Source organism: Mesorhizobium sp. B2-1-3, from assembly GCF_006442495.1.
Lineage (GTDB): Bacteria > Pseudomonadota > Alphaproteobacteria > Rhizobiales > Rhizobiaceae > Mesorhizobium.
Map to the genome: position 1 here is coordinate 71,807 of NZ_VFWL01000005.1, position 25,305 is coordinate 97,111.

Here is a 25,305-nt window from a genome sequence, read left to right on the forward strand (position 1 = left end):
TCAAAAGTCTCAACTTTAGCCTAATCAGTCTTGGACAGTCTGACCATCCAGCGCGATACCTGCCGTCACCTACCGCTGACAAACAGGAGACCGACATGCAGTTCTTTGCCCTCCTCACCCGCAACACCGAAAAATTCACCGATGCCGATTTCGCGCCGCTGCTGCCCGGCGAGGCCGAGCAGCGGCGCACGCTCTACGCCCAGGGCGCGGTTCGCCAGGTCTGGAACCGTGGCGACATTCCCGGGAGCGGCATGATGTTCGAGGCGGCCAGCGATGCCGACGTGCGCAGTCATCTCGGCAGCTTGCCGCTGGTCAAGGCCGGCATGATGGACATTGCCGCAATCGTGCCGCTGAACCCTTATCCCGGTTTCGGTCCGAAGCGCTAAGTGTGGCAGTCGCAATGCGGTGGCGGCGAAAGGCGCCGCCGCACTGACGCGGCCGCTCGAGAGAGTGTGATCGGCTGTCAAGGAACCGTCACACGAAACCCCGCCGCCCATGCTAGATGTTGCAATCACGCGCCGCCAAGCGGTGCGATGCTCGAAATATGCATCCGGCACTACACCATGGATACTGCTCTCGCCCCGGAAGGCACCGACCTGTCGCCCTACCTGCCAGACGAGCATGGGCTGTTCTTCATCTATCATTTCACCGCCGACGGCCTGCGCACCAAGGATGCCGCCGGCGCGCAATGGACGTGGCGCAGCTACCAGCTTTCCGACATGCGCGCACGCCACGAGATCGCCGCCGAACAGGCCCTGCCGGCGCCAGTGCGCGAGGCCTTCCTGTCCGCCAGCCATGGCTGCCACATCGACCTCGAGGATGACTGGCTTTACGGCGACCTGCCGGACCTGCGTCACGACTATTCGGCGGAAGCCGGCGGGCTCGGCCATTTCCGTTTCGCCCTCAACGACACCATGCTGGTCGGCGCCCGCAAGCAGCCCTTGCAGTCGGTCGACAATATCCGCAAGGCGATCGAGAACGGCTCGCGCAAGTTTCGCTCGCCGGCCGAGCTGATCGAGGCGGTCGTGGGCCAGTCGTTCGACGGCATGGCGGTGGAACTCGCTGCACTTGGCGACAGTCTCGACGGCATCGAGGACCGCATCGTCTGCGACGCATGGCACAATGAGCGGCAGGCGCTCGTCGATGCGCGCCGGCACCTGGTGGTGATTCACCGGCAGATGGCGACCCTGACCAATCTGTTTCGCCATCTCGACCATTCGCACCGCAACGACCTGCCCGATTCGATCAACGACATGGCAGCACGGCTTTCGCACCGCGCGCAGACGCTGCACTATGATGGCGAGCAGTTGCAGGCGCGCGCCAGGCTTTTGCAGGACGAACTGATGGCCAAGCTGACGACGCAGTCGAACCGGCTGCTCTACGTGCTGTCGGTGATGACCGCGGTGCTGTTGCCAATGACGATCATCTCGGGCCTGTTCGGCATGAATGTCGGCGGCTTGCCGCTGGTCAACACGCCGATAGGCTTCTGGGTGGTGACTGCGGTTTCGATGCTGATCGCCGGAGCGACCTATCTCTTCGTCAGGCGGCTCGGGCAGATGTAGCCCGGCGCGCCGTCGCCAGCATCGACCAGGAATACATGGCCAGCGCCGCCCAGATCAGGGCAAAGGCGACAGCCTGGGTGGTGTCGAACGGCTCTTTGAAGATCAGCACGGCGATCAGGAACACAATGGTCGGCGCAATATATTGCATGATACCTATGGTGGAGAGACGCAAAAGCCTGGCGCCGAATGCGAACAGCAGCAGCGGCACCGCGGTCACCGGCCCGCAACCGGCCAGCAACGCCGCATCGACGCCGTTGCCGGAAACGAAATGGTCCTGTCCGGTGGCGATCAGCCAGGCGATATAACCCAAGGCCGGCACCGACAACAGAAGCACTTCGAGCAGAAAACCCTGGCTGGGGCCGATCGGCAGCGTCTTGCGGAAAAAACCGTAGGCGGCGAAGGAAAAGGCCAGCGCCAGCGATACCCATGGCAACTTGCCAGCCTCGATCGTCAGCACGGCGACCGCGATCGCCGCAAGCACCACGGCCGCGATCTGCAGCCGATCGAGCCGCTCGCCGAGCAGCAGGGCGCCGACCACGACGCTGACCAGGGGATTGATGTAATAGCCAAGGGCGGTTTCTACGGTGCGGTCGACGGCGATCGCCCAGACGTAGACGCCCCAATTGACCGAGATCAGCGCCGCCGTCAGCGCCGCCATGGCGATCGTGCGGGGCGAACGGATTGCCGCCTTGAAATCCGCCGTGCGGCCGGCCCAGACCAGAACCGCGGCGGCGATCGGCACCGACCAGACGATGCGGTGGGCAATCACCTCGGCAAGCGGCAGGTGCGCAACCGCTTTCATGTAGAAAGGCAGCAAACCCCACAAGAAATAGGCACCCAGCGCCAGCAGGAAGCCGCGGCGGGCTTTTGAAACTGCGTCCTGGGTAATTGCTTCAGCGGCCATGGCCCAACGCTATGGCCCAGTAACCTTGGCAAGACCATCGCAAAGTTCTGATGGATCAATGGACTTTCGCTGATGGTTCAAACTTACTCCGCCGCCACCAGACCCGCCATGTCCCGGTTCTTCATCAGCTTGTAGATGATGGAATCCATCAGCGCCTGGAACGAGGCGTCGATGATGTTTTCGGAAACGCCGACCGTCCACCAGCGGGCACCGGTCGCATCATGCGATTCGATCAGAACGCGAGTGATCGCCTCGGTGCCGCCATTGAGGATACGCACCTTGAAGTCGGCGAGTTCCAGATCGGCGATTTCGCCCTGGTATTTGCCGAGATCCTTGCGCAGTGCGATGTCGAGCGCATTGACGGGGCCGTGCCCCTCGGCCACCGACATCTTCTCCTCGCCCTCGACCAGCACCTTGACCACCGCTTCCGACACCGTCTTCAACTGGCCATTGGCATCGAAGCGGCGTTCGATCATGCAGCGGAACGAGGTGACATGGAAGAACTCGGGCAAACCGTGCAGCATCTTGCGTGCCAGAAGCTCGAAGGAGGCGTCGGCGCCCTCATAGGCATAGCCGGAGGCCTCACGCTCCTTGACCACCGATATCAATGCGTCGAGCCGGTGATCGTCCTTCGGCACATCGATGCCGCGCCGCTTCAGCTCGGCCAAGAAATTGGCCTTGCCGCCCTGGTCGGAAACCATGACGCGGCGGCGGTTGCCAACCGCTTCCGGCGGCACATGCTCGTAGGTCGCAGGTTCCTTGGCGAGCGCCGAAGCGTGGATGCCGGCCTTGGTGGCGAAGGCGGAAGCGCCGACATAGGGCGCCTGCGCCTCCGGAGCGCGGTTCAAGAGTTCGTCGAAAGCGCGCGACAAGCGCGAAATGCCGGTAAGCGCCTCGGCGGAAATCCCCGTCTCGAAACGGTCGGCGAAGGCCGGCTTCAACGCCAGCGTCGGCACGATGGAGATCAGATTGGCGTTGCCGCAGCGTTCGCCAATGCCGTTCAGCGTGCCCTGGATCTGGCGCACGCCCGCTTCGACCGCGGCCAGCGAATTCGCCACCGCCTGGCCGGTGTCATCATGGGCATGGATGCCGAGATGGTCGCCGGGAATGCCCGCGGCGACGACCCTTTCGACTGTTGCGCGTAGTTCCGAGGGCTGCGTGCCGCCATTGGTGTCGCACAGCACCACCCAGCGCGCGCCGGCATCATAAGCGGTCTTGGCGCACGCCAGCGCATAATCCGAATTGGCCTTGAACCCGTCGAAGAAATGCTCGCAATCGACCATCGCCTCCTTCCCCGCGGCAATGGCGGCTTCCACCGAGGCCTTGATGGACTCCAGATTCTCCTCATTGGTGCAGCCGAGCGCCACACGGACATGATAGTCCCAGCTCTTGGCGACAAAGCAGATGGCGTCCGACCGCGACTGGACGAGTGCGGCAAGCCCAGGATCGTTGGAAGCCGACACCCCCGCCCGCTTGGTCATGCCGAAGGCGACGAACTTTGCCTGCGCGGTGCGCTTCTCCCTAAAGAAGGCCGTGTCGGTCGGGTTGGCGCCGGGGTAACCGCCCTCGACATAGTCGAGGCCGAATTCGTCGAGCAGCTTGGCGATGGCGATCTTGTCCTCGACCGAGAAGTCGATACCGGGCGTCTGCTGGCCATCGCGAAGTGTTGTGTCGAAGAGGTAGAGGCGTTGCTTTTTCATCGTCCTGTGGGCGCTTGAACGCCCCCCTCTGTCCTACCGGACATCTCCCCCTCAAGGGGGGAGATCGGCAGTTCGAATGTCCCGCCATCACCTGCGGCGCTGAAAATTTGCGAAACCCCAGGTGATGGCCAATCTCCCCCCTTGAGGGGGAGATGGCCGGCAGGCCAGAGGGGGGTGAGCGCCGACATCAGTTTTTCCCCACAAACCCATCCGTCGCCCGGATCAGCCGGTCCAATATCCCTGGCTCGGAATAGGCATGGCCGGCACCCTCGATCAGGTGAAAATCCGCCTTCGGCCAGGCCTTGTGCAGCGCCCAGGCGTAGCGTGCCGGGCACGGCATGTCGTAGCGGCCGTGGACGATGGTGCCGGGAATGTCCTTCAACTTCCAGGCATCGCGCAGCAACTGTCCCTCCTCCAGCCAACCGGCATGGACGAAGTAGTGGTTCTCTATGCGGGCGAAGGCGACGGCGTAGTCGTCCTCACCAAACGGTCCGCTGGTCTCCGGCTCGGGCAAAAGCGTGATCGTCTCGCCTTCCCACAGGCTCCAGGCGCGGGCCGCCTCGATCTGCGCGTTTCTGTCGGACCCCACCAGCCGCTTGCGATAGGCGGCCATCATGTCGCCGCGCTCGGCCTCGGGGATCGGCGCCAGGAAGCGCTCCCACTTGTCGGGAAACATCTCGGAGACGCCGAACTGATAGTACCATTCGAGCTCGGGGCGGGTCAGCGTATAGATGCCCCGCACGACGAGCTCACTGACGCGTTGCGGGTGCGTCTCGGCGTAGGCGAGCGCCAGCGTCGAACCCCAGGAACCGCCGAAGACCAGCCATTTGTCGAAGCCGGCCATTTCGCGCAGGCGCTCGATATCGGCGACCAGGTGCCACGTGGTGTTGGCCTCCAGCGAGGCATTCGGCGTCGACTTGCCGCAACCGCGCTGGTCGAACAGGATGACGTCGTAGAGATCGGGATCGAACAGCCGCCGATGCTTTGGCGAAATGGTTCCGCCCGGCCCGCCATGCAGGAATACCGCCGGCTTGGCGCCTTTGGTGCCGGAGCGTTCCCAATAGACCTGGTGGCCGTCGCCGACGTCGAGCATACCGCTCTCGAAGGCTTCGATCTCGGGATAAAGCGTGCGCAGTTCAGAGCTCATAGTTGCAAACCTTTGGACGGCCAGTCCGTCGTTTCATGGTCGGGATGCTGGAAGGAGATGATCTGCTCCTGCCTTGCGTAATAGTCTGGATCCTGGTGGACGGGCTGGTCGAAGATCGTCTCCACCCAAGGCAGCCGCGCGGCGTAATTGACCTGGATCTGCGGCGCCAGGTCGGAGCGATCGTCGAAGGCGCCGATGGCGATCTCCAGGCCGCCGGGCTGGCGATAGGTCAGCGGCGTGCCGCAGCGAGCGCAGAAACCGCGATCGATGTTGACCGAGGACTGGAAATAGCTCGGCTCCTCACGGATCCATTCGACGCCGTCCTTCGGCGCCGTCACCAGGGCGCCGAAAAAGGAACCGAACTGTTTCTGGCACATGCGGCAGTGGCAGATGGACGGGCGTCCAAGCTTGCCCTTGATGCGGAAGCGCACGGCGCCGCACTGGCAGCCGCCGGTTCGAATGGTCTCGCTCATGATGTTTTCACCGGCGGCCATTGCTCGGTGTCGTGGTCGGGATGCTGGTAGGAGACAAGCTCTGCCAGATAGGGGGCCGAACCCATGTCCGCCATCGTATCCTCGCCCGGCAATTCTGGAATGGAATCGACGTAAGGCAGCTTTGCCTCGGTGCCCCATTGGATGGTCGGCGCGATGTCAGCCGGAGCGTCGAAGGCGGCAATCGCCAGCGCCATGCCGTCCGGCGCCTCGAAAGTCAGCGGCGTTCCGCATTCGGCGCAGAACCCACGCCAGGCAGCGTTCGACGAGCGGAAGCGCTTGGGCTCGCCGCGCGTCCAGTCCACCTTGGCGCCGCGCACCGAGACCAGCGGAAGGTAGAAATTGCCGCTCGCCTTCTGGCACATGCGGCAATGGCAGACCGAGGCATCGCCGAGTGCGCCCTCGACGCGAAAGCGCACGGCGCCGCACTGGCAGCCGCCGGTGTAGATCGGCCGGTTGTCGAGGCTCATGGCAGGTCACTCCGCATCATGGCAGACGGCCTCGACATTGTTGCCGTCGGGATCGAAGACGAAGGCGCCATAGTAGTCCGCATGATAGTGCGGGCGCAGGCCCGGCCCGCCATTGTCCTTGCCGCCGGCGGCGAGAGCGGCAGCATGGAAAGCATCAACCTCGGCGCGGCTGCGCGCGGTGAAGGCAACGTGCTGGCGGGCCTTTTGCCCCTCCTTGCCTTCCTGGAGCCAGAACACCGGCCGATCGCGGCCGTAGCCACCGACCTTGGCGCCGCCGGTGTATTCCAGCGGCACCATATAGAGCAGCGAGGCCCCAAGCGGCGCCATCGCCTTGTCATAGAAAGCCTTCGAAGCGTCAAAGTCAGCAACGTCGATGCCGAGATGGTCGATCATGGAACGAACTCCTCCGTTGCTGGTTCCGGCACTTCCGCGCCAGCCAGGCCGGCCGCAATCACGATGTGCTGACAGACACTGTCGATATCGCGGATCACGTCATCATTCCAGAAGCGCAGGGCGGTCCAGCCGAGCGCTGTGAGCTTGGCTGTTCGCGCGGCGTCAGACGCCGAGACCTCATGAGAGGCGTGCTGAGAACCATCCAGCTCAACGATCAGCTTCCTGTTAGGGCAAGCAAAATCGACGATGTAGCCCGCTATTGGCATTTGACGTCGAAACGCCAGCCCCATGAGTCGGTGTGCGCGTATCTCATTCCAAAGCTTCAGTTCGGCGTCGGTCATAGCCTTGCGCATCTTGCGCGCATTGGCTCGATTGACAGGAGACACACGATAATGGATCACGGCGAGGCGCCCCCCTCTGTCCTGCCGGACATCTCCCCCTCAAGGGGGGAGATCGGCAGTTTCGCTGACGGTACCCAACCTCCAACGTCAGCGATTGGCGAAAGCCTCGGTGATATCCAATCTCCCCCCTTGAGGGGGAGATGTCCGGCAGGACAGAGGGGGGTGCTTCGCGCCAACCTCTCCATTCCCGCCACAAGAACAGTCGCCCTCACCGCTTCACCTCCCACGTCGTCACACGTTCGCCGGTGACCGGGTCCTTGCCGTCCTTCAGTTGCACGCCTTGCGCCAACAACTCGTCGCGGATGCGGTCGGCTTCGGCCCAGTTCTTGGCGGCGATCAATTCCAGGCGCCTGGCGATCGCCTTGGCGAGCGCGGCTTCGTCGACCTTGGCCGCCCCGACATCGAAACCCAGGAAGGCAAGCGCACCCTTCAGCGAGGCCGCTGCGGCGTTTTCGCCATCGCCGCTGAAGTCGACCGCCTCGCCGGCCAACTGGGTCAAAACCTGGAAGGCGGCGTAGGTGGCGAGATCATCCGACAACGCCTGCACGACCTCGTCCGGCAATTGCCCGACCGCCGGCGCCAGATCGGCCGCGCGTTTCCACTTGCGCAGCGTGTTCTCCGCTTCCTCGAGCTTGCGCACGGAAAAGTCGATCGGTTCGCGATAATGGGTCATCAGCATAGCCAGCCTGAGCACCTCGCCGGGCCATTTGCGGCCGCCGAACGTTTCGGTCTCCAGCAGCTCGTTGATCGAGTAAAAATTGCCGAGGCTCTTCGACATCTTCTGCCCTTCGACCTGCAGGAAGCCGTTGTGCATCCAGATGTTGGCCATCACATCGGTGCCGTGCGCGCAGCGTGACTGGGCGATCTCGTTCTCGTGGTGCGGGAAGATCAGGTCGAGACCGCCGCCATGAATATCGAAGACCTCGCCCAGATAGGCGGCGGACATGGCTGAGCATTCGATGTGCCAGCCCGGCCGGCCCCTGCCCCATGGGCTCTGCCAGCCCGGCTCCTCCGGGGACGACAACTTCCACAGCACGAAGTCGCCAGGATTCTTCTTGTGCGCGTCGACTGCAACGCGAGCACCGGCCTGCTGCTCGTCGAGATTTCGCTTCGACAACTGGCCGTAGTCGGGCATCGAAGCGGTGTCGAACAGCACTTCGCCTGCGGCAACATAGGCATGGCCGCGTTTGATCAGGCTTTGAATCAAGGTGATCATGTCTGCCTTGCCGTCGGCACGGGGCTCGACGAACTCGGTGGCGCGCGGCTCGACTGTTGGCTCCAGGCAGCCGAGCGTCGCGACGTCCTTGTGGAATTGGCCCGCAGTCTTCTCCGTCACCCGCCTTATCGCCTCGTTAAGCGACAGTCTGCCGGCTGATATCTCGCTGCCGAAATCGCGCAGTGCGCGTGCATTGATCTTGTCGTCGACATCCGTGATGTTGCGCACATAGGTGACATGCATCTCGCCATAGAGATGGCGCAGCAGCCGGAACAGCACGTCGAAGACGATCACCGGCCTGGCATTGCCGATATGGGCGAAGTCGTAGACGGTCGGACCGCAGACATACATGCGCACGTTCAGCGCGTCGATCGGGACGAAATCCTGCTTCGCGCGCGTCAGCGTGTTGTAGAGGCGCAGGCCCTTCGATGCGTCAGACATTCCATGCCTTTCCGGTTCAGAACTTTTGCCTGGATGAAGCCAGCTCCGCGCCGAGGCGCAAAACGGACTCCAGCCTGCTGGCCGGGGCGTTTGTCCAATCTAGCGGAAGATGAGGCGAAAACGTCCGGACCAGCGCGAAGCTAGCCAATAATGCAAATGCCACAAATGGCGAAAGACGTTTTCATAGGCGGCTTTATCGCCTTGGCCAGTGTTGCCGTCAAGTCGCTTATCCCGAGAAAAACGACGCCAGAACTGGCAAATGCGTCGCCCGATCACACGGAATCAGCCACTGAAACATTTTATTAAACATGTCGGCACAGTCATGAAACATACGCCGGCTAGATCAACCTGCGTCACGATTTGGTCGGATTCGGCCGCCAAACGCAGACACGGAAACGTTATCTGGGAAGAGACACATGCCTCGAAGCAAGCAGGAAGCCAACCGCGCCAAGCAACCAGCGCTGGCAAACCATTATCGCGCAATCGGCCCGGCCGCGATCGTCGCCGCCCTGCTCCACACCGCGAAGAAGAAAAAGCCGGTGCAGAAAATCGTATCGCCCCGCGCTGCCTGAAGCAGTGCGCGATCGGCCCAAGGGTCGGAACGAGGCGCCAAACCGCACCTCGAACAGAGTTCCTGCTAAAACAGCGTCATCTGACTGTCGTCCGCGCCGGGTTTCCGGCGCTTGACCTTCTCGGGCTCGGGCCCGATCTCCCTCTTCTCCTGAATCTCCGGCCCGGTGTTGGCGACCTTGTTGACGAGGTCGGAGACCGGAATCGCTTCGAAGAAGTCGCGTTGCGCCGGCCGCAACAGGTCGGCGACGTCGCGCGGCTCAAGTCCGCGGCAATCGAGCCAGCGGGTGAAGTCTTCAGGTGCGATCACCACGGGCATGCGGTCATGGATATGCGCGATGTCGGCATTGGCCTCGACCGTCAGAACGGCGCCGGTGTCCAACTCCGAGCCGCCCGGTTCCGCATAGGTTTCAACCAGCCCGGCAAAGGCGACCAACCCGCCATGCCGCGGCCTGATCCAGTAAGGCTGCCCCTTCCTGCCGCCCGCCTCTCCGGGCCGCGCCTGGCGCCATTCGTAAAAACCTGATGCCGGCACCAGCGCCCGGCGATGGCGCATGGCGGCTTTGAACGAGGCCTTTTCGATCACGCCTTCGGAGCGTGCGTTGAACAGCAGCGGAAATTCGCCGACATCCTTTACCCAGGCGGGGATCAGGCCCCAGCGCACCAGCATCGGCCGGCGGTCCGGCAGGTTGGAACCCGGCGCCCGCGGCGGGCCTGAGATCGCCATCAGCACCGGCTGCGTCGGCGCTATATTGTAGCGCGTAGGAAACTGCTCCACCTCCGCCAGCCCGAGGAAAGCGGCTGTCTGGTCCGGTGTCGCGGTCAAGGCAAAACGTCCGCACATGTCTATTGGTCCTGATGTCCGGTTTCGAAAGTGGCGATGGAACAGCAGCACTGCAACCGCTAAAGCTGTCCGGCGTCGGCCGGTCCACAACAGGCTGCCGTAAATCAGGGCGATCGGATATCCATGGACGAAGTGCGAAAAGTCATTCCCGCGGTCTCGGTCGCCGTTGTGCGCGGCGACGCCGTGCTTCTGGTCAAGCGGGCGCGACAACCCTCGCAAGGGTTCTATGCATTCCCGGGCGGCAAGGTCGAAGCCGGTGAGACGCTGGAACAGGCGGCACGGCGCGAATTGCTGGAGGAGACGCAATTGCAGGCCGAAAACTACCGACGGCTGCGCGAAATCCTCATCGACGGCACGCTCGACGGGCATCCGGTCGATTACCTGCTGACGGTATTCGGTGCGGCCCATGCCGGCGGCGAGGCCGTGGCCAGCGACGACGCCGAGACCGCCGCCTTCTACACGCTGGCCGAAATGGCTGATCTGCCGCTTGCCGGTTCGGTGCTCGCGGTCGCCGAGGAACTGCTCGGACGGCCGTCGCAAACCCCTGAGCGACCCTGAAATCCGGAATTCGCCCGGCACAATCGCCTTGCAGGCGGCAAATTGTTTGGCCAGATTGACTTATGCGTTGCCTTCCTCTCCTTCTCGCGACATGCCTTGCCGTCAGCCCTGTGGCGGCACGACCGGCGTTCAGCGCCGAGGCACCCTTCGAACCGGGGCTGATGCGGCTGGCGGAGGTTCTGGGGTCGCTGCATTTCCTGCGCAATCTGTGCGGCGAAAAGGGCGACCAGTGGCGCGGCGAGATGCAGAAGCTGCTCGAATCGGAGAACCCGGATCCGCAACGGCGCGCCCGCTTCATCGCCAGCTTCAATCGCGGCTACCGCTCATTCGGCGGCACCTACACGCAATGCACCGCGTCGGCGACCGAAGCCATCGGCCGCTACATGAAGGAAGGCGAGACCCTGTCGCGCGACATCGCCTCGCGCTACGGCAACTAGCGCATATCGCCCAAAGTGCCCTCGCAAGAGCGCATCCGGCCTTCATCAACAGATATCCGGTCCATTGGCGACGACTGCGGGCATATCCAGCTTGTGTCGAGAACTGTCATGGTGCAATCCTTTTGTTGCGCTTATGCAACAGCGTTAATGAAACGTTAGCGCGCGGATGTGGAATTAACTCAAACTGAAGGTTTTCACCCCGCAGGCACGCCTAATCGGCTAAGTTTGACCAGGATTGAATGCAGCTTCGCAAGCGCAACCGGCCTCCTGTAAAGAACGATCAAAAAAATGTCGTATTTACAAAGACTTATTTGCGGCTGCGTGTAAACGGAACAGATCAAGCCTGATCCATCGACGGATCGCTGCTTGCAAGGGTGGACATCGCTTATGGAACATGGTGTCAACGACATCGACGCGCTGGTCAGGGAAGAAAAGCGCCTGACCGCGGTGGAGAGCCACAGCGAGGCCTGGGCCGAAGGTCTTTCGGCAGGCATAGAACCCGAGATCATCGCCGAAGCGGCGCTTGAAACCGCGTTCGGCGAAATGCTGCGCGCCAACGGCGAGACATCGGCCCTTGCCCTGCTCGACCGCATGCGTGAAAAGGTCATTGCTGGCGCCTTCGAACCCGAACGGCTGCGGCACTGAACCGACGTCCGGTTCTTTGACGGCAAATGCCGCTCGGGCATCATGCCCGGAAGCAGGGAGAAACGGGCAGTGGATTTTTCGATGTCAGGCAAGCCGCGCGGCTTGGTCCTTTGCATCTGTTTCGCCGCGTGCAGTGCCGCAATTCCCTTGGTTGCGTGTCTGGCAAGCAGCCCCGCTTATGCGCTGAGCGAGATCAAGCGCGAAGAATTCCCGTCGCCGGTCCAACCGATGGTGGACGACGACGTGTCGTCGCCGGGAGGCACCGTGCCGATACCCGATCCGGTCGGAACGCCATCTTCGACCAGCCAGCCAACCACTCCGGACAAGGCCGAGCCGGTCACCCCGCCGAACGGCGACGGTGCCACCAACAGGCCGCGCGTCGATCCCGACGCGCCCACGCCGGAGGTCGTCTACGACCTCGGCAAGCTGCCTGAACCGGTGCGGCGCATGCATGACCTGATCATCGAAGCCTGCGAGAGCGGCGACGTCGAAAGACTGAGGCCTTTGATCGGCAAGGGCGACGGCATGACCCAATTGTCACTGACCGACATAGATGGCGATGCCATTACCTTCCTCAAGGGGCTCTCCGGCGACCAGGATGGCCAGGAGATTCTTGCCATACTGGAGGAGGTGCTCAATGCCGGCTATGTCCATGTCGATGCCGGGACGCCACAAGAGCTCTATGTCTGGCCGTATTTCTTCGCTCTACCCCTGGACAAGCTCGACGCCAGGCAACGGGTCGAGCTGTTCAAGATCGTCACCGCGAGTGACTTCGACGACATGAAGCAGTTCGGCGCCTACATCTTCTACCGCGTCGGCATCACGCCCGCTGGGCAATGGACGTTTTTCGTCGCCGGCGACTGAAACTCGGACACGCGAGTGCCTATTCGTGCGGATCGCCTCGTCGAATGGCTGCATCGGGCCCGTTAATATTCCAGTTGCGGAGAAATCAGGAAGGAAACGAAACTTCAGCCAGTGGTCAAAAGAAGCCCTGGCCGAATTTTTCCGTCAGGTTCTGGATAAGCAGCCTTTCAGATGTTGTAAGGCGCTCTTGATCGACAAACCGCCAGTTGCGCTCGTAGATGGCGAAAGCTTCCTCGGCAGGAATCGGGCGCGTTGCATCGCGGCTCCAGACGAGTGCGTGTAGCTCCGGAAACTCAGCGGGGACAATCATTGGCGTGATATCTGTGCGCATAACCCACTCAACTTAGTGGATCGTGCCTAAGAAATCCAACGATGTGAAATGCCTATGCGGGCGGCGCTTCGGAGAACTCCACTGCCCTGCCCTGGCCCGGCGTCGCGATCTCGCCCTCCCACATGATGCGCTGGCCTCGAATGACAGTGCCGACCGGCCAGCCGGTGACTTCCTTGCCGTCATAAGGCGTCCAGCCGGCCTTCGAGCCGGCTTGTGCATTGGTGATGGTCTCGCGCCGCTTCATGTCGACAATTGTAAAATCGGCATCATAGCCGGCGGCGATACGGCCTTTCCTGGCCATGCCGAAGATGCGCTGCGGGCCGTGGCTTGAAAGATCGACGAAGCGCTGCAAGGTCAGCCTGCCGGCGTTGACGTGGTCAAGCATGATCGGCACCAGCGTCTGCACCCCGGTCATGCCCGAGGGCGATGCCGGATATGGTTTTGCTTTTTCGGCCAATGTGTGCGGGGCATGGTCGGAACCGAGTACGTCGACAATGCCTTGCGCGATTCCGTGCCAGACGCCGTCGCGATGGCGCGGGGCACGGACGGGCGGGTTCATCTGGATCAGCGTGCCGAGCCGTTTGTAGTCGTCCGCCGACAGTGTCAAATGGTGCGGTGTCGCCTCGCAGGTGGCGACATCCTTGTGCTGTTCGAGGAACAATATCTCCTCGGCCGTGGAGATGTGCAGGACGTGGATGCGGGCACGGGCGGCCCGCGCGACGCGCACCAGCCGCTCGGTGCAGCGCAAGGCGGCGATCTCGTCGCGCCAGACCGGATGCGATGAAGGATCGCCCCCGATGCGCTCGCCAAGGCGTTCGCGCAGCCGGAACTCGTCTTCCGAATGGAAAGCGGCGCGGCGGCGGGTGTTCCTGAGGATCGAGGCGACGCCTTCATCGTCCTCGACCAGCAGGTCGCCGGTGGACGAGCCCATGAAAACCTTTATCCCGGCCGCGCCCGGCAGGCGCTCGAGCTCGGCGACATCGTTGGCGTTGTCGCGGGTGCCGCCGACCCAGAAGGCGAAGTCGCAGTGCATACGGCCGGTGCCGCGTCGGACCTTGTCGGCAAGCGTTTCTTCGCTGGTGGTCAATGGATTGGTGTTGGGCATTTCGAACACGGCGGTGACGCCACCGAGCACCGCCGCCCGAGATCCAGTCTCCAGATCCTCCTTGTGCTCCAGTCCCGGCTCGCGGAAATGCACCTGGCTGTCGACGACGCCCGGAAGGATATGCAGGCCCCGGCAGTCGATCGTCTCGCCGGCCGAGGCCTGGCGCAGATCGCCGATGGCGGCGATGCGCCCATTCTTCACGCCGACATCGCGTTGCCCCTCGCCGTCATGGTTGACCACCATGCCGCCTGTCAGGATGAGGTCGTAGGTGTTGGCCATGCTGATCGATCTCTTGCGGGGGGAGTGTCAGCGGCTTACGTAATGGCCAACCGTTTTGCAAGATCAGGCTTTTATTCGTCCCATGCCCTTTGCCCTGCTGAAAGACCGCGCGCTCATCTCCATCTCCGGCCCTGATGCCGAACACTTCCTGCAGAACATCCTGACCACCGACCTCGACGCGCTCGGCGCCGGCGAGGCAAAACCGGGCGCGCTTTTGACACCGCAAGGCAAGATCCTGTTTGACTTCCTGATCTCACGGGCCGGCGAAAACGCGTTCCGCCTCGAATGCCGCGCCGACATCGCTGACGATTTCGTACGCCGGCTGATGCTGTACAAGTTGCGCGCCAAGGTCGAGATTGCCAAATCCGAACAGACGCTTGTCTCCATTGCCTGGGGAAATGAGTCAGCTCCCTCACAAAAGGATTCAACCGTGCTGGCCGACCGGCGCTTTCGCGATGAAAGCGTCACCCGCTCCTATGGCAGCGCTCAAGAGACTGACGACGGTGCCGCATGGCAGGCCTTGCGCATCGCGCATGGCATTGCCGAGAGCGGCACCGACTACCAGCTCGGCGACGCCTTCCCGCATGACGTGCTGCTCGACGAGACCGGTGGCGTCGGCTTCAGGAAAGGCTGCTATGTCGGCCAGGAGGTCGTCTCGCGCATGCAGCATCGTGGCACGGCAAGGCGGCGGGTGCTGATCGTCAGGGCCGAACGGGCCTTGCCTGAGGCCGGCGCCGAATTGACCGTCGACGGGCGATCGGTGGGCACTCTCGGCTCGAATGCCGGCACGATCGGCCTCGGCATCGCCCGTATCGACAGGGTCAAGACAGCGCTCGACGCCGGCCAGCCGATCCTGGCCGGAGACGTGCCGGTTACGGTGGCCATTCCACCTTTCGCCAACTTCAGCTTTCCCCAGGAAGCCGCCGGCACGGAGGAGGCCTGATGGCGGCCGACCGCATCGGTGCGCCGCCACGCGCCTGGCAGCGCATGCTGTCCGGCCGCCGGCTCGACTTGCTCGACCCCTCGCCTCTCGACATCGAGATATCGGATATCGCCCATGGGCTCGCCCGCGTCGCGCGCTGGAACGGCCAGACCAGCGGTGAGCACGCCTTCTCGGTCGCCCAGCATTCGCTGCTGGTGGAAGCGCTGTTTTGCGACCTGATGCCCGATGCGCCGGCGGACGCCCGGCTTATGGCATTGCTGCACGATGCGCCCGAATATGTCATCGGCGACATGATCTCGCCGTTCAAATCGGTGATGGGCGGCAGCTACAAGGACTGTGAACTGCGCTTGCAGCGCGCCATCCATCTGCGCTTCTCCCTGCCGCCGGAACCAGGCGCCGGCCTGCGCAAGGAGATCAAGCGCGCGGACCAGATCGCCGCCTATTTCGAGGCAACGCTGCTCGCCGGCTTTTCGACCGCGGAGGCGACCGAGTTCTTCGGTCGTCCACGCGGCTTCAGTGCCGAGCGCTTCGATTTCACGCCGCGCTCGGTAACCTGGGCACAGAATGCCTTCCTGAAGCGTTTTTCCGCGATCGAGAAGTCGCGGCGCAAGGTTGCTACGGCGGTAGGGTAGAAAACGCTAAATTAACCGGAACAGCCGACAGTGCGGTGTTCGATCACGAGCCGCAGGCACGCCTCATGCCCGTCGTTGACGACAAGGATGGTTCGACCGTCCCTGAACAGGGGGCCGAAGGCGTGGATCGTCGTGATATGGAAGACGAACTGCGCGAACAAAACGAACGCTTTTCGGCCGCCGTCGAGAACATGTCGCATGGTCTTTGCATGTTCGACGCCGACGAGCGCATGATCATCTGCAACGGCAACTATATCAACATCTTCTGCCTCGACGCCAACGTGGCGCAGCCGGGGATCCGTTTCATCGACATCCTGCGGCACAGCGTCGATGTCGGCATCGCCTCGCAAAGCGCCGAAGAACTTTACGCCATCCGCAAGCCCTATATCGATGGAGCGAAACCCTCGACCTATGAGGAGGCGCTCTCTGATGGGCGCATCATCAGCATCTCGCACCGGCCATTGGCATCGGGCGGCTGGGTTTCGATCTACGAAGACATCACCGAGCAGCGGCGCGCCGAACAGGATCTCAAGGAACAGCATCGCCGCTTCGACGCGGCGCTCGCGAACATGTCGCAGGGCCTGCTGATGTATGACGCCGGCGGCAGGCTGATCGTACGCAATCAGCGCATCCTGGAGCTTTATGGTGTGACCGAGGCGGATCTGCCGCTCGGCATGACTCACCGCGAACTCCTCGAACGGCTGGTGCGCCTTGGCGTCTATGCGCCCATAGATGTCGAGGACGAAGTTTCGAGGACCGAGGCTCGCGTGCTGGCCGGCCAGACGCGGTCGACCCCTCGCCGGCTCGCCGACGGACGAACGCTGATGGTTGCCCGCCGGCCGATGAGCGGCGGCGGCTGGGTCGCCACTTTCGACGACGTGACCGAGAGCAGGCTTGCCGAGGAGCGCATGACCCATCTTGCGCATCACGACGTGCTGACCGGGTTGCCCAATCGCTCGGTGTTTCGCGACCGGCTCGACCGGGCACTGGAGGATGCGGCCGCGGGACCGCTGGCAATCTTCTCGCTCGACCTCGACCGCTTCAAGGTCGTCAACGATACGCTGGGACATCCGGCTGGCGACCGGCTGCTGAAAGGCGTGGCCGCAAGACTGCTGCGCTGCGTGGACAACGACGCAGATATCGTCGCCCGTTTTGGCGGCGACGAGTTCGTGATCGTCCAATTCAACGTCGAGGGCCTGGCGAGCGCGGAAAAACTGGCGAAACGCATTGTCGAGGCCATCGCCAAACCATTTCATGACAAGAGCCGGGACATGCATGTGGGCGTCAGCGTTGGCATCGCGCTTTCTCCCGGCGATGGCAGGGACGCCGATACATTGCTGACAAACGCCGACATGGCGCTCTACCGGGCAAAAAGCGAAGGGCGCAACCTGTACCGTTTCTTCGAGCCCGGCATGGATGCCACGGTGCGCGCGCGCCGGGCGCTCGAAGCCGATCTCGATACGGCGCTGCCGAGCCGGGAATTCGATCTCGATTTCCAACCGATCATGGCCATAGCTTCGGGCGAGATTGTCGGCGCCGAGGCCCTGATGCGCTGGCATTCGCCGTCGCGCGGCACTGTGGCGCCGGACGAATTCATTCCGGTCGCCGAGGAAACCGGGCTGATCGTGCCGCTTGGCGAATGGGCGCTGAGAAAGGCCTGTGCGACGGCGGCAGCCTGGCCACCTGGCCTGCGCATTGCGGTCAATGTCTCCGCCGTGCAGCTCAAAAGCGGCGGCTTTGCTCGCAGCGTCATCTCTGCCCTGGCCTTTTCGGGCGTGCCGGCCAGACGACTGGAACTGGAGATCACCGAAACCGTGCTGATGGACGAGAGCAAAGCCGTCCTGAAGACGCTGCGACAGTTGCGTGAACTCGGCATCCGCATCGCGCTCGACGACTTTGGCACCGGCTATTCCTCACTCGGCTATCTCAGGCGCTTTCCCGTCGACAAGATCAAGATCGATCGTTCCTTCATCTCCGACATCGGCAATCTCGACACCGCAGCGATCGTGCGCACGATCATCGGGCTGGGCGCCGAACTGGGCATCACCGTCACCGCCGAAGGCGTGGAAACCGAAGCACAGCTCGACATGCTGCGCCGAAACGGCTGCGTTGAGGCGCAAGGCTATCTGATCGGCGTGCCGTCAAAGGCGGCGGAGATTCAGCACCTGTTGAAATCGAGCGCGGTGCGCAGCCAGACCGGCTGACGCCATAAATCAGCGCAGCGTCTCGATGTATTTTTCGTGGAAGCTGACATAACCCGGCTCGACAACCTTCAGATGCCGCTCGATCAGCGCGTGAAACTCCGGCAACCGGTGGAAGGGCACGCCCGGATAGGCGTGATGCTCGGCATGGAAGGGCATGTTCCAGGCAAGCTTGCGCACAGCCCAGTTGGTCAGCGTCGTCCTGGTGTTCTCCAGCATGTTGGCGACGAAGGGGCAGCGGCCATGCTCGGCCAACAGGTAGAGCCGCAGGAACGGCTGGCCGAGCAGCGCGGGAAAGATCCAGACATGGAGCAGCACCGTCGCCTTGAACCACAGCGCGAGCATCAGCACGACGGCGTAGAAGGCAATCATCGCGCGCGCCTCGGCGCGTACCTTCGAACGCCCCTTGGGGGGCACGTAGCTGTCCTGGCAACGTCCCACGGCATTGGCGTAGAGCGTCTTCAAATGCCCCAACCACACTGGAAGTCCGGAAACGTGGACCAGGTACTGCCGCCAGGTTTCCGGCTTCGGGAAAGCCAGCTCCGGATCGCGTTCGGGATCCTGTGTGAAACGGTGATGGGCGAAATGGAAATAGCGGAACCAGTCGGCCGGCAGCGCGATCGCCAGGCTGCAGACACGCGCGACTGCGTCGTTCAGCCATTGCCTTTCGAAAGCCGTGCGATGCACCGTCTCATGCAGCAGCGTGAACAGGAACACGATCAGTATGCCTTGCGGCAGCATCAGCAGCGGCCAGAACGGCACCTTGGCGGCGATCAACGATCCGAGGAGCAGGATCGCGCCGAGGTGGAAAGCGAGCTGAACAAGGCCGGGCCCATCCGACTTGCCGGTTAGCCGGCTGCGCTCCTCATTCGTCAGCGAGGCGATCACGTCACGATGATCCATAGGGGCATTCCGGCCGATTGAATTCATTCGGTCAGCATACCCCAGCAAGAAACCTTTCTAACAACGAGGATTTCTGCAATATAGATAAGCTGAACTTATCTTTTTGGTCACCGCCATGGTTGCAATGCCATCGTTGCGAGGTCTTCAGGCCTTCGAGGCGGCTGCGCGCACCGGCAGCTTCGCCGCGGCGGCGGAAGAGCTTTCGGTCTCGGCCGCCGCAGTCAGCCAGCTCATCCGCATCGTCGAGGAGCAAGTTGGCCGCAAGCTTTTCCACCGCGCCAACCGGCGTGTCGTCCTGAGCGAGGCTGGCGTCGAGATGCTGCCTCGATTGACCATGGCCTTCCAGGAAATCGGCAGCGTCTCGCGCCAGCTTGCAGGCGATGCGTTCCGCCCGCGGCTCGTCGTCTCGGTCCCTCCGTCCATGGCCATGGGCTGGCTTTCCGAGCGCCTTGCCGGCTTCATCGCCATCCACGGTGCCGTCGACATATCTCTCAGGGGCGATGACGACCCGGTGTCGTTCGACCGCGACCTGATCGACCTCAGGCTCTCCTACGGTCCGCACTATCATGAGCACCCGATCGAGGACATTGTCCAGGACGCGGTCTATCCCGTCTGCGCGCCAAAGCTCGCCAGCGTGCTGGAGGCGGATGGCGGTCCGCTCGCCGGGCTGCCCCTGATCCACACCGACTGGGGACCGACCGGCGCATCCTTTCCCTCATGGCGCAGCTGGTTCGAGGCGGCCGGCATAGCGCCTGGGCGCGGCATTCAGCGCGGCCTGTCGGCAAACTCCTCGCGCGCGGCGCTCGACCTCGCCATTTCGGGACTGGGCGTGGCGCTGGCGCAAGGGATCTATTGCGCCGAGGCCGTGGAGGACGGCCGGCTGGTCCGGCCTGTCGCCAAGGCGATTGCGCTGCGCCAGCCCTATTGCCTGACGATTCCGCAGCGGAGCGCAAGAAGGGACGTCGTGGCGGCGTTCCGTGAATGGCTGGTCGATGAATGCCAGCGCGTGGTGGCCTCGCCAGCGCTCCGCTGAGCCGGCAAGCGGCGATGGTCAGAGGTGCCCGCTCAATGCCTCGACCATGTCCTTGTTCGCCGCCACCGGCACGATCTCGACCTCCACCAGATCCGCCCACTCGATCACCCAGCGCTGCAGCAGCGTGACGTCGTCGGTCTCCACCAGCAGGAAACAGCGGCTCATGTCCGCCGCGATCCAGCTATGGTGCACCAGAAGCTCCTCGGGCTTCAGGCGACCGTATTCGCGGAAGCGGCGGTAGATCTCCTTGCGGTCGCAGCCGCGAAAATCCTCGGTCACCAAAAACAGCATCTCTGCCCCAATCGGATAATTATCGGCCCGGCCGCTCCAAACGTTCCAGGAACCATTGCGTCAGCCGCACCCAGACCTCGTCCTTCTCGCCGGAGTCCTCCCAGCCATGATCGAGGTTGGGATTGTCGTTGACCTCGATGACGAAGACGCCGTCCTTGGTCTCCTTGAGGTCGACGCCGTAGAGGCCGTCGCCGATGCAGCGCGCCGCCTTGACTGCCGTCTCGACGACATGGGGCGGCGTCTCCTTCAGCGTGAAGGTCTTGATGCCGCCCTGGTCGGGCTTGCCGCTGGCCTTGTGGTTGACGATCTGCCAGTGCTTCTTGGCCATTAGGTAATGTACGGCAAACAGCGGTTGGCCGCCGAGCACGCCGACACGCCAGTCATATTCGGTCGGGATGAATTTCTGCGCGATCAGAAGATCGGAATCCTCCAGCCATTCGGTGGCGAGTGTCTTCAATTCCTCGAAATTGGCGCATTTCTTGACGCCGCGCGAGAAGGAGGAATCCGGGATCTTCAGCACCAGCGGAAAACCCAGCGTCTGCGCCGCCAGTTCAAGGTCGGAAGTGCCGGCTATCATCACGGTCGGCGGAACCGGCACCTTGTTGTAGGCCATCAGCTCGTTGAGATAGACCTTGTTGGTGCAGCGGATCATCGACAGCGGGTCGTCGATGACCGGCATGCCTTCCTGCTGGGCGCGGCGCGCGAAACGATAGGTATGGTTGGAGATCGAGGTGGTCTCGCGGATGAACAGCGCGTCGTAATTGGCGAGCTTGGCGAGGTCCCTCTTGGTGATCGGCTCGATTTCGACGCCCATCTTTTCGGCGATCCTGGCCCAGTAGCGCAGCGAGGAGATTTCCGAGGGCGGCAATTCCTCATGCGGATCGACCAGCGTGGCGAAAGTGTAGCGCGCCGGCGTGCGGCCCTTGGTGTCGCGCCATTCGCGATTGGTATAGGTGTCCAGGCATTGCAGGAAGAAGCTCTCCTCCTCCTCGGTCATGCGCGCCAGGGGATGAAAGCCGATCTTGCGGATCGAGGCCCACTCGGCGCTGTCCTTGATGTGGACCTCGAGCGCCGGCGCGCGGAACCAGTCGAACAGGAGCTTGGCGAATCGGTCCCACACCTTGGACGGGCCAATGCCGAAGAAGATGCAGACCTTCGCCGGAAAAGCGCCGCCAAGATCCTTGCGGCACTTGTTGAGCGCCAGCTCCAGTTCGGGCAGCGCATGTTCGTAAAGCTTGCGCTCCGACAGATCGATCATGGTTTCTACGGTCGGGATGACCTTGTGGCCGCGCGAACCCGCCAGCAGCGAGGCATAATAGCCGCGGCTCTGGTAGCCGTAATTGTTCGACAGGTTGATGACCTTGGGACGCTGGCCGCGAAACAGCGCCGGATGCGCGAGATAGTCGCGGTTGGTGATAATCTTGTGCGGTGTCGCCACCTGGTCGAGATCGCTCTGCCGGCCAGTTAAGATAACCCAGGTCATTGTTATCAGCGCTTCCCCAGAGTGATGGCGGCGCGCAGTCCGTCGCGGCCGAACTGCGCCATGTTCATAAAGATGCCGTAAGGCACGGGAATGTTGGCGGCATCAAGGATGGTCTCCTGCCTCTCGTCCTCAACCCAGGGATCGTGGATCAGGATATGGTCGCCGTCGTCGCCGATGGCCAACACCCAGTGCGGCACCTTCTTGCCGAACATCAGGAAGCCGCTGATCAGCACCAGCACCAATTTTCCTTTCGCGATCGCGGCGCGAATGTCGTCGATGGTGAATGAACGGTAATTCACCGGGATGCCGTAAAGTTCCGCGCGTCGGCGAAAGTCGACCTGGGCCAGTTCCATCACCCGGCGCTTGTCCGCGCTGCGCACCGACTGGAGGAACAACGCGCCGTAGAACGACACGTAAATCTCGGCCGCAAGGCCGCTCTCATAGCCGGCGACCGCGAGGCCGAACGGCTCGCAGCCACCCGGGCCCGACATCATGAAGACGGTCGTCGCTTCGCGCCAAAGACGAATTTCCCTGACCGGGTCCGGTACGAAGTCGTGATCGAAATTGCCCATGGCCATCATCAGGCAGCAGGGACCGCAAGTGAATTCGCAGGTCTGCTGGTAGAATGGCACGCTCGTGGCGGCCGGAAGTTCGCCGCGCAAGGTCTTCTCGTAGCGCAGTGCCGTGGCGCCGTCCTCGTAGTAACCGGGTTCGCGGCCGATCTTGCGGTAGCCGGCCTGCTCGTAGATGCCGATGGCGCGGGCATTATCCTCCCGCACTTCTAGGCGCAGCATCATGCGGTCGTGTTCGAAGGCCGCCTCCTCCGCCGCCACTAGCAACCGGCGGCCGATGCCGAGGGCGCCAAAAAAGGGACTGGTGGCGATCGAATAAAGGCGCGCCACGCCGCTGCCCTTGCGAAACAGCACAATCGCATAACCGGCGACGCGGCCATCTCTTTCGGCGACCAGCGTCTCGGCGGTCTCGCGCTCGATGAACTGTCGGAAGGAGCGACGGGAAATGCGGTCGCTGGAGAAAACAGCTTTCTCGATGGCGGCGAGATCATCGACGTCAGTCGCGCGGGCCGTGCGGATCTCGGCAGGCATGCGGGCTTGGAAAACCTCGATTGGGTTGTGATGAAGGCCCTATTCGAAACGTCCAGACACCAGCCCAAAACGGCAGCGCCCATCCAGCGCTATCGCACCTCGATTAGGGCCGAATTGTGACAGATTCGGCGCCAGCCCGGGAGGACAAAGGCTTTGAACCAGGTCACCGTTTTCGAGTAGGCGGCGGCGCCAAAAACGATGCTGTTCAACTCGCCAAGCCGGCCAGAAGCTGGCTGTAGGCGCTCTTGGCCACGATGGCCAATTGCTCGCGCGGCACTGAGCCGACGACAGCGCAGCCATAGCCCTTGTCCAGCCAGTAGACCGCCTGCGGGCCGGCTTGCGCCGAAGCGTAGGTCCCCCTGGCGTTCTCCACCGACTCGGCCGTTACAAAGAGCGATATGCGCTCGCCCTTGTCGTCTTCATAGAGCAGCATTGCCGCCTTGCTCTCGCCAGCCGGCAGCAACCTGCCGCCGACCAGTTGGAACCCGCTGCCGGTCAAGTCCGGCGCAACCAGCTTCAATCCGACCCGGTTGGACAGCCAGGTCAGCAGATGGTCCCTGTCGCTTGCCGGCACTTCCACCGCATGCCGCTTCTCGGCGGCATAGATGACATGCGCGGCGATCGCCTGCTCGGCCAACTGATCCTCGGCCTGATCTTCCCGGCCAATACCGTCGCTGCCGGCAAAGTAGCCGCCAAACCCGCCCGCGGCCAGTAGACCGGCAGCGGCGGCAGCAAGCCACCAGCGCGAGCGTGGCATTGGCGTCCTGGCTGGCGTCTCGCCAAGCACCACCTTGCGCAACCGCACCGGCACCGGCTCGTCGATCACGCCAGCGAAGGCATCTCGCAATGCCGTCCTGTCGGCGATGAAACGGGCGCTTTTCGCCTTCATCTCGGGAGTGGCGTCGAGCCATGCGTCATAGGCGGCGCGCTCATCGGCCGGCAACTCGCCGTCGAGTGCCATGTGGATGTCGCGTTCGGAGAAATCGCGGCGGATCATTTCTAGACGATCCTTATCGAACGGCGGCGTGCCGTGTCGTCCAGCAGTCCGCGCAACTCCTCGCGCCCGCGCGCAATGCGCGACATCAGCGTTCCGGCCGGCACGCCCAGGATGTTGGCGGCCTCGGCATAGGAAAAGCCTTCGATCGCGACCATAACGAGCGCTGCACGGCGGTCGGGGCTGATCGCCTGCAATGCGTCAACGATCTCGCGCGAGGCGATGCTTTCCACCTGCTCGGCCGGCTGTGCAATCGCCTCGCCCGCTTCCAGCGGCAGCATCGCGGCTTCGCCGCGCCGGTTCACTTTGCGCATCTGGTCAATGAACAAATGATGCATGATCGTAAACAGCCACCTCCTGGGGCTTTCTCCCGTCTGCCAGTTGTCGAGCCGCATGAGGGCCCGTTCGAGACAGTCCTGGACGAGATCGTCGGCGGCATCGCGGTCGCGCAACAACGAGCGTGCGTAGCGGCGCAGGCGCGGTATTTCGCCGAGGATTGCTGCCTTCTTTTCGTCCATGACCGCTGGTTTTCGGAATTGCCCTATTCATCAGATTGAACGCGCCTTCGCGGCGCGACGCAAGCAGCCAGTGCGAAGCGGTCCACCGCCCCGGTCACCCAAGCAATGATGTAACGATGGGAGCGGCGGGTTTATTCCCGCAATCAACAGGAGGCCAACTACGCCAAATCGGTCTTGAGAAAGTCATTGCCTTTAAAGAGCAACGGAACATCAAGAGCCTTGGCGCAGGCGTAGGAAAAGCAATCACCAAAATTAAGGTCGGCCGGATGACCGACCGCTTTGCTGTACCGGATGCTGGCATCAATGGCGCGCCCACCGATATCCTCGTTGATGGTTACATTGCGAGCGTCGATCTCAACAATGAACGCATCGACCAGATTGCGCGCCGCAGACAGCATTCCGGGAGTCGGCTTTTTGGCACCGGCATTCACTCGCCCGAGGGCAAGCGTAGCTTCGAGCCGAACAAGCGCTGAAATGTACAGCTGACCGTCGACGTCGGCGATCCGCTTCAGCAATTCCTCCCAACCCGATTCCTTGGCGAGAATTGCAACGACAACCGATGCGTCGACAAACATCAGTCTTCCCACATCTCGTCCATGAATGCCTTCATATCGAAGGTGGTGTCGGACGGCCCCAACGCCGCTGCTTGCGCTTGAAGAACGGCAATCCTCTCCCGCAGCGGTTTGCGGGCGCGGCTTCGTTCAAGTTCGTGCAAAAGCGCGGTTCGCACGGCTTCCGTTTTGCTCGGCGCATTCGTCTCGCGCTGCAATTTCGTCGCCAGCGCATCTACCTCATCGTCGCGGATATAGAGCGGCATATGAATATCTCCGTGAATATTCATATATT

General features: G+C 62.7%; 30 protein-coding genes. 11 read left to right on the forward strand and 19 right to left on the reverse strand.

Annotated features, from left to right (window positions below; genetic code table 11):
- The first annotated feature begins 95 nt into the window (after positions 1-95).
- Together FJ973_RS11055 and FJ973_RS11060 are read left to right on the forward strand one after the other, a co-directional pair.
- Positions 96-386 (forward strand): muconolactone Delta-isomerase family protein, encoded by a 291-nt coding sequence (locus tag FJ973_RS11055; protein WP_140555775.1) that lies wholly within the window; start codon positions 96-98, stop codon positions 384-386.
- Between the two features lie 177 nt (positions 387-563).
- Positions 564-1,562 carry a transporter gene (locus FJ973_RS11060; protein ID WP_140555777.1) on the forward strand — a complete coding sequence of 333 codons (999 nt, stop codon included), beginning with the start codon at positions 564-566 and terminating at the stop codon, positions 1,560-1,562.
- Here FJ973_RS11060 and rarD read toward each other — a convergent pair.
- The 8 genes from rarD to cysS all read right to left on the reverse strand — a co-directional run bounded on the left by rarD (position 1,540) and on the right by cysS (position 8,725).
- Positions 1,540-2,466, reverse strand: coding sequence for an EamA family transporter RarD (rarD, locus tag FJ973_RS11065; protein ID WP_140494526.1), 927 nt, complete (start codon positions 2,464-2,466; stop codon positions 1,540-1,542). The two genes, FJ973_RS11060 and rarD, sit on opposite strands and share 23 nt — an antisense overlap.
- Positions 2,467-2,549: 83 nt before the next feature.
- The gene (cimA, locus tag FJ973_RS11070) at positions 2,550-4,166 is read right to left on the reverse strand and encodes a citramalate synthase (RefSeq protein WP_140494530.1); all 1,617 of its coding nucleotides are present in this window, start codon (positions 4,164-4,166) and stop codon (positions 2,550-2,552) included.
- Positions 4,167-4,353: 187 nt separating this feature from the next.
- Complete coding sequence (pip, locus tag FJ973_RS11075) at positions 4,354-5,313, reverse strand: prolyl aminopeptidase (RefSeq protein ID WP_140517824.1); 960 nt, start codon at positions 5,311-5,313, stop codon at positions 4,354-4,356.
- Positions 5,310-5,786: a GFA family protein gene (locus tag FJ973_RS11080; protein WP_140555778.1), complete on the reverse strand. Its 477-nt coding sequence runs from the start codon at positions 5,784-5,786 to the stop codon at positions 5,310-5,312. Before FJ973_RS11080 ends, pip begins: the two co-directional genes overlap by 4 nt.
- Positions 5,783-6,274, reverse strand: coding sequence for a GFA family protein (locus FJ973_RS11085; RefSeq protein WP_140555780.1), 492 nt, complete (start codon positions 6,272-6,274; stop codon positions 5,783-5,785). Before FJ973_RS11085 ends, FJ973_RS11080 begins: the two co-directional genes overlap by 4 nt.
- 6 nt (positions 6,275-6,280) lie before the next feature.
- Positions 6,281-6,667, reverse strand: coding sequence for a VOC family protein (locus FJ973_RS11090; RefSeq protein WP_140555781.1), 387 nt, complete (start codon positions 6,665-6,667; stop codon positions 6,281-6,283).
- On the reverse strand, positions 6,664-7,020 hold the full coding sequence (locus tag FJ973_RS11095; protein WP_140555932.1) for an endonuclease domain-containing protein: 357 nt from the start codon (positions 7,018-7,020) through the stop codon (positions 6,664-6,666). Before FJ973_RS11095 ends, FJ973_RS11090 begins: the two co-directional genes overlap by 4 nt.
- A 256-nt stretch (positions 7,021-7,276) precedes the next feature.
- Positions 7,277-8,725: a cysteine--tRNA ligase gene (gene cysS / locus FJ973_RS11105; RefSeq protein ID WP_140555783.1), complete on the reverse strand. Its 1,449-nt coding sequence runs from the start codon at positions 8,723-8,725 to the stop codon at positions 7,277-7,279.
- A gap of 416 nt (positions 8,726-9,141) precedes the next feature.
- On the opposite strand from cysS, the gene FJ973_RS11110 reads away from it, so the two are divergent.
- Positions 9,142-9,297: a hypothetical protein gene (locus FJ973_RS11110; protein WP_140494544.1), complete on the forward strand. Its 156-nt coding sequence runs from the start codon at positions 9,142-9,144 to the stop codon at positions 9,295-9,297.
- A gap of 65 nt (positions 9,298-9,362) precedes the next feature.
- Here the strand turns inward: FJ973_RS11110 and FJ973_RS11115 are convergent, their stop codons facing one another.
- Positions 9,363-10,139 carry an SOS response-associated peptidase gene (locus FJ973_RS11115; protein WP_140517820.1) on the reverse strand — a complete coding sequence of 259 codons (777 nt, stop codon included), beginning with the start codon at positions 10,137-10,139 and terminating at the stop codon, positions 9,363-9,365.
- A gap of 123 nt (positions 10,140-10,262) precedes the next feature.
- Between FJ973_RS11115 and FJ973_RS11120 the strand changes: the two genes are divergently transcribed.
- From FJ973_RS11120 to FJ973_RS11135, 4 genes are all read left to right on the forward strand, one after another.
- Positions 10,263-10,697 carry an NUDIX domain-containing protein gene (locus FJ973_RS11120; protein WP_140494548.1) on the forward strand — a complete coding sequence of 145 codons (435 nt, stop codon included), beginning with the start codon at positions 10,263-10,265 and terminating at the stop codon, positions 10,695-10,697.
- Positions 10,698-10,759: 62 nt separating this feature from the next.
- Positions 10,760-11,134: a TIGR02301 family protein gene (locus FJ973_RS11125; protein WP_140494550.1), complete on the forward strand. Its 375-nt coding sequence runs from the start codon at positions 10,760-10,762 to the stop codon at positions 11,132-11,134.
- 387 nt (positions 11,135-11,521) lie between these two features.
- Positions 11,522-11,779 (forward strand): hypothetical protein, encoded by a 258-nt coding sequence (locus FJ973_RS11130; RefSeq protein ID WP_008874920.1) that lies wholly within the window; start codon positions 11,522-11,524, stop codon positions 11,777-11,779.
- A 69-nt stretch (positions 11,780-11,848) separates the two neighbouring features.
- Complete coding sequence (locus FJ973_RS11135; protein WP_181170893.1) at positions 11,849-12,643, forward strand: hypothetical protein; 795 nt, start codon at positions 11,849-11,851, stop codon at positions 12,641-12,643.
- A gap of 115 nt (positions 12,644-12,758) precedes the next feature.
- Here FJ973_RS11135 and FJ973_RS11140 read toward each other — a convergent pair whose 3' ends face one another.
- Both FJ973_RS11140 and FJ973_RS11145 read right to left on the reverse strand, forming a co-directional pair.
- Positions 12,759-12,974, reverse strand: coding sequence for a hypothetical protein (locus FJ973_RS11140; protein WP_140555786.1), 216 nt, complete (start codon positions 12,972-12,974; stop codon positions 12,759-12,761).
- 52 nt (positions 12,975-13,026) lie between these two features.
- On the reverse strand, positions 13,027-14,358 hold the full coding sequence (locus FJ973_RS11145) for a dihydroorotase (protein ID WP_140555787.1): 1,332 nt from the start codon (positions 14,356-14,358) through the stop codon (positions 13,027-13,029).
- Positions 14,359-14,440: 82 nt separating this feature from the next.
- Between FJ973_RS11145 and FJ973_RS11150 the strand changes: the two genes are divergently transcribed.
- From FJ973_RS11150 to FJ973_RS11160, 3 genes are all read left to right on the forward strand, one after another.
- Positions 14,441-15,301 carry a folate-binding protein YgfZ gene (locus tag FJ973_RS11150; protein ID WP_140555789.1) on the forward strand — a complete coding sequence of 287 codons (861 nt, stop codon included), beginning with the start codon at positions 14,441-14,443 and terminating at the stop codon, positions 15,299-15,301.
- Positions 15,301-15,933, forward strand: coding sequence for an HD family hydrolase (locus FJ973_RS11155; protein ID WP_140555790.1), 633 nt, complete (start codon positions 15,301-15,303; stop codon positions 15,931-15,933). Before FJ973_RS11150 ends, FJ973_RS11155 begins: the two co-directional genes overlap by 1 nt.
- Positions 15,934-15,998: 65 nt before the next feature.
- Entirely contained in the window at positions 15,999-18,137 is a 2,139-nt protein-coding gene (locus FJ973_RS11160; RefSeq protein ID WP_140517816.1) for an EAL domain-containing protein, read from the forward strand.
- Between the two features lie 9 nt (positions 18,138-18,146).
- On the opposite strand, the gene FJ973_RS11165 is transcribed toward FJ973_RS11160, so the two are convergent.
- Entirely contained in the window at positions 18,147-19,037 is an 891-nt protein-coding gene (locus FJ973_RS11165) for a fatty acid desaturase family protein (protein WP_140555792.1), read from the reverse strand.
- 115 nt (positions 19,038-19,152) lie between these two features.
- Here FJ973_RS11165 and FJ973_RS11170 point away from each other — a divergent pair, with 115 nt between their 5' ends.
- Entirely contained in the window at positions 19,153-20,070 is a 918-nt protein-coding gene (locus FJ973_RS11170) for a LysR substrate-binding domain-containing protein (protein ID WP_140555793.1), read from the forward strand.
- 18 nt (positions 20,071-20,088) lie between these two features.
- On the opposite strand, the gene FJ973_RS11175 is transcribed toward FJ973_RS11170, so the two are convergent.
- The 7 genes from FJ973_RS11175 to FJ973_RS11205 form a co-directional block, all read right to left on the reverse strand.
- Entirely contained in the window at positions 20,089-20,361 is a 273-nt protein-coding gene (locus tag FJ973_RS11175) for a DUF3303 family protein (protein WP_140555795.1), read from the reverse strand.
- Positions 20,362-20,380: 19 nt separating this feature from the next.
- A complete protein-coding gene (locus FJ973_RS11180) occupies positions 20,381-21,844 on the reverse strand; it encodes a RimK family protein (RefSeq protein WP_140494569.1) in 1,464 nt (487 codons plus the stop codon).
- A gap of 5 nt (positions 21,845-21,849) precedes the next feature.
- Positions 21,850-22,947, reverse strand: coding sequence for a GNAT family N-acetyltransferase/peptidase C39 family protein (locus FJ973_RS11185; protein ID WP_140555797.1), 1,098 nt, complete (start codon positions 22,945-22,947; stop codon positions 21,850-21,852).
- Positions 22,948-23,152: 205 nt separating this feature from the next.
- Complete coding sequence (locus tag FJ973_RS11190) at positions 23,153-23,944, reverse strand: anti-sigma factor (RefSeq protein ID WP_140555798.1); 792 nt, start codon at positions 23,942-23,944, stop codon at positions 23,153-23,155.
- Positions 23,945-23,946: 2 nt separating this feature from the next.
- Positions 23,947-24,459 carry an RNA polymerase sigma factor gene (locus tag FJ973_RS11195; RefSeq protein ID WP_140555800.1) on the reverse strand — a complete coding sequence of 171 codons (513 nt, stop codon included), beginning with the start codon at positions 24,457-24,459 and terminating at the stop codon, positions 23,947-23,949.
- 158 nt (positions 24,460-24,617) lie between these two features.
- Positions 24,618-25,034 (reverse strand): type II toxin-antitoxin system VapC family toxin, encoded by a 417-nt coding sequence (locus tag FJ973_RS11200; RefSeq protein ID WP_140520684.1) that lies wholly within the window; start codon positions 25,032-25,034, stop codon positions 24,618-24,620.
- Complete coding sequence (locus FJ973_RS11205) at positions 25,034-25,276, reverse strand: type II toxin-antitoxin system VapB family antitoxin (protein WP_140520954.1); 243 nt, start codon at positions 25,274-25,276, stop codon at positions 25,034-25,036. Before FJ973_RS11205 ends, FJ973_RS11200 begins: the two co-directional genes overlap by 1 nt.
- Positions 25,277-25,305 lie beyond the last annotated feature (29 nt).

What these genes read in the sequence shown, in the direction of transcription:
- FJ973_RS11130 (WP_008874920.1), top strand. Translation starts at nt 11,522, where the DNA reads ATGGAACATGGTGTCAACGACATCGACGCGCTGGTCAGGGAAGAAAAG.
- cysS (WP_140555783.1), bottom strand. Translation starts at nt 8,725, where the DNA reads ATGTCTGACGCATCGAAGGGCCTGCGCCTCTACAACACGCTGACGCGC.
- FJ973_RS11175 (WP_140555795.1), bottom strand. Translation starts at nt 20,361, where the DNA reads ATGCTGTTTTTGGTGACCGAGGATTTTCGCGGCTGCGACCGCAAGGAG.
- FJ973_RS11150 (WP_140555789.1), top strand. Translation starts at nt 14,441, where the DNA reads ATGCCCTTTGCCCTGCTGAAAGACCGCGCGCTCATCTCCATCTCCGGC.
- FJ973_RS11090 (WP_140555781.1), bottom strand. Translation starts at nt 6,667, where the DNA reads ATGATCGACCATCTCGGCATCGACGTTGCTGACTTTGACGCTTCGAAG.
- FJ973_RS11140 (WP_140555786.1), bottom strand. Translation starts at nt 12,974, where the DNA reads ATGCGCACAGATATCACGCCAATGATTGTCCCCGCTGAGTTTCCGGAG.
- FJ973_RS11145 (WP_140555787.1), bottom strand. Translation starts at nt 14,358, where the DNA reads ATGGCCAACACCTACGACCTCATCCTGACAGGCGGCATGGTGGTCAAC.
- rarD (WP_140494526.1), bottom strand. Translation starts at nt 2,466, where the DNA reads ATGGCCGCTGAAGCAATTACCCAGGACGCAGTTTCAAAAGCCCGCCGC.
- FJ973_RS11165 (WP_140555792.1), bottom strand. Translation starts at nt 19,037, where the DNA reads ATGGATCATCGTGACGTGATCGCCTCGCTGACGAATGAGGAGCGCAGC.
- FJ973_RS11170 (WP_140555793.1), top strand. Translation starts at nt 19,153, where the DNA reads ATGGTTGCAATGCCATCGTTGCGAGGTCTTCAGGCCTTCGAGGCGGCT.
- FJ973_RS11115 (WP_140517820.1), bottom strand. Translation starts at nt 10,139, where the DNA reads ATGTGCGGACGTTTTGCCTTGACCGCGACACCGGACCAGACAGCCGCT.
- FJ973_RS11155 (WP_140555790.1), top strand. Translation starts at nt 15,301, where the DNA reads ATGGCGGCCGACCGCATCGGTGCGCCGCCACGCGCCTGGCAGCGCATG.
- FJ973_RS11060 (WP_140555777.1), top strand. Translation starts at nt 564, where the DNA reads ATGGATACTGCTCTCGCCCCGGAAGGCACCGACCTGTCGCCCTACCTG.
- FJ973_RS11125 (WP_140494550.1), top strand. Translation starts at nt 10,760, where the DNA reads ATGCGTTGCCTTCCTCTCCTTCTCGCGACATGCCTTGCCGTCAGCCCT.
- FJ973_RS11055 (WP_140555775.1), top strand. Translation starts at nt 96, where the DNA reads ATGCAGTTCTTTGCCCTCCTCACCCGCAACACCGAAAAATTCACCGAT.
- FJ973_RS11110 (WP_140494544.1), top strand. Translation starts at nt 9,142, where the DNA reads ATGCCTCGAAGCAAGCAGGAAGCCAACCGCGCCAAGCAACCAGCGCTG.
- FJ973_RS11080 (WP_140555778.1), bottom strand. Translation starts at nt 5,786, where the DNA reads ATGAGCGAGACCATTCGAACCGGCGGCTGCCAGTGCGGCGCCGTGCGC.
- FJ973_RS11160 (WP_140517816.1), top strand. Translation starts at nt 15,999, where the DNA reads ATGCCCGTCGTTGACGACAAGGATGGTTCGACCGTCCCTGAACAGGGG.
- FJ973_RS11195 (WP_140555800.1), bottom strand. Translation starts at nt 24,459, where the DNA reads ATGGACGAAAAGAAGGCAGCAATCCTCGGCGAAATACCGCGCCTGCGC.
- cimA (WP_140494530.1), bottom strand. Translation starts at nt 4,166, where the DNA reads ATGAAAAAGCAACGCCTCTACCTCTTCGACACAACACTTCGCGATGGC.
- FJ973_RS11205 (WP_140520954.1), bottom strand. Translation starts at nt 25,276, where the DNA reads ATGCCGCTCTATATCCGCGACGATGAGGTAGATGCGCTGGCGACGAAA.
- FJ973_RS11120 (WP_140494548.1), top strand. Translation starts at nt 10,263, where the DNA reads ATGGACGAAGTGCGAAAAGTCATTCCCGCGGTCTCGGTCGCCGTTGTG.
- FJ973_RS11085 (WP_140555780.1), bottom strand. Translation starts at nt 6,274, where the DNA reads ATGAGCCTCGACAACCGGCCGATCTACACCGGCGGCTGCCAGTGCGGC.
- FJ973_RS11185 (WP_140555797.1), bottom strand. Translation starts at nt 22,947, where the DNA reads ATGCCTGCCGAGATCCGCACGGCCCGCGCGACTGACGTCGATGATCTC.
- FJ973_RS11180 (WP_140494569.1), bottom strand. Translation starts at nt 21,844, where the DNA reads ATGACCTGGGTTATCTTAACTGGCCGGCAGAGCGATCTCGACCAGGTG.
- FJ973_RS11200 (WP_140520684.1), bottom strand. Translation starts at nt 25,034, where the DNA reads ATGTTTGTCGACGCATCGGTTGTCGTTGCAATTCTCGCCAAGGAATCG.
- FJ973_RS11095 (WP_140555932.1), bottom strand. Translation starts at nt 7,020, where the DNA reads ATGCGCAAGGCTATGACCGACGCCGAACTGAAGCTTTGGAATGAGATA.
- FJ973_RS11190 (WP_140555798.1), bottom strand. Translation starts at nt 23,944, where the DNA reads ATGATCCGCCGCGATTTCTCCGAACGCGACATCCACATGGCACTCGAC.
- pip (WP_140517824.1), bottom strand. Translation starts at nt 5,313, where the DNA reads ATGAGCTCTGAACTGCGCACGCTTTATCCCGAGATCGAAGCCTTCGAG.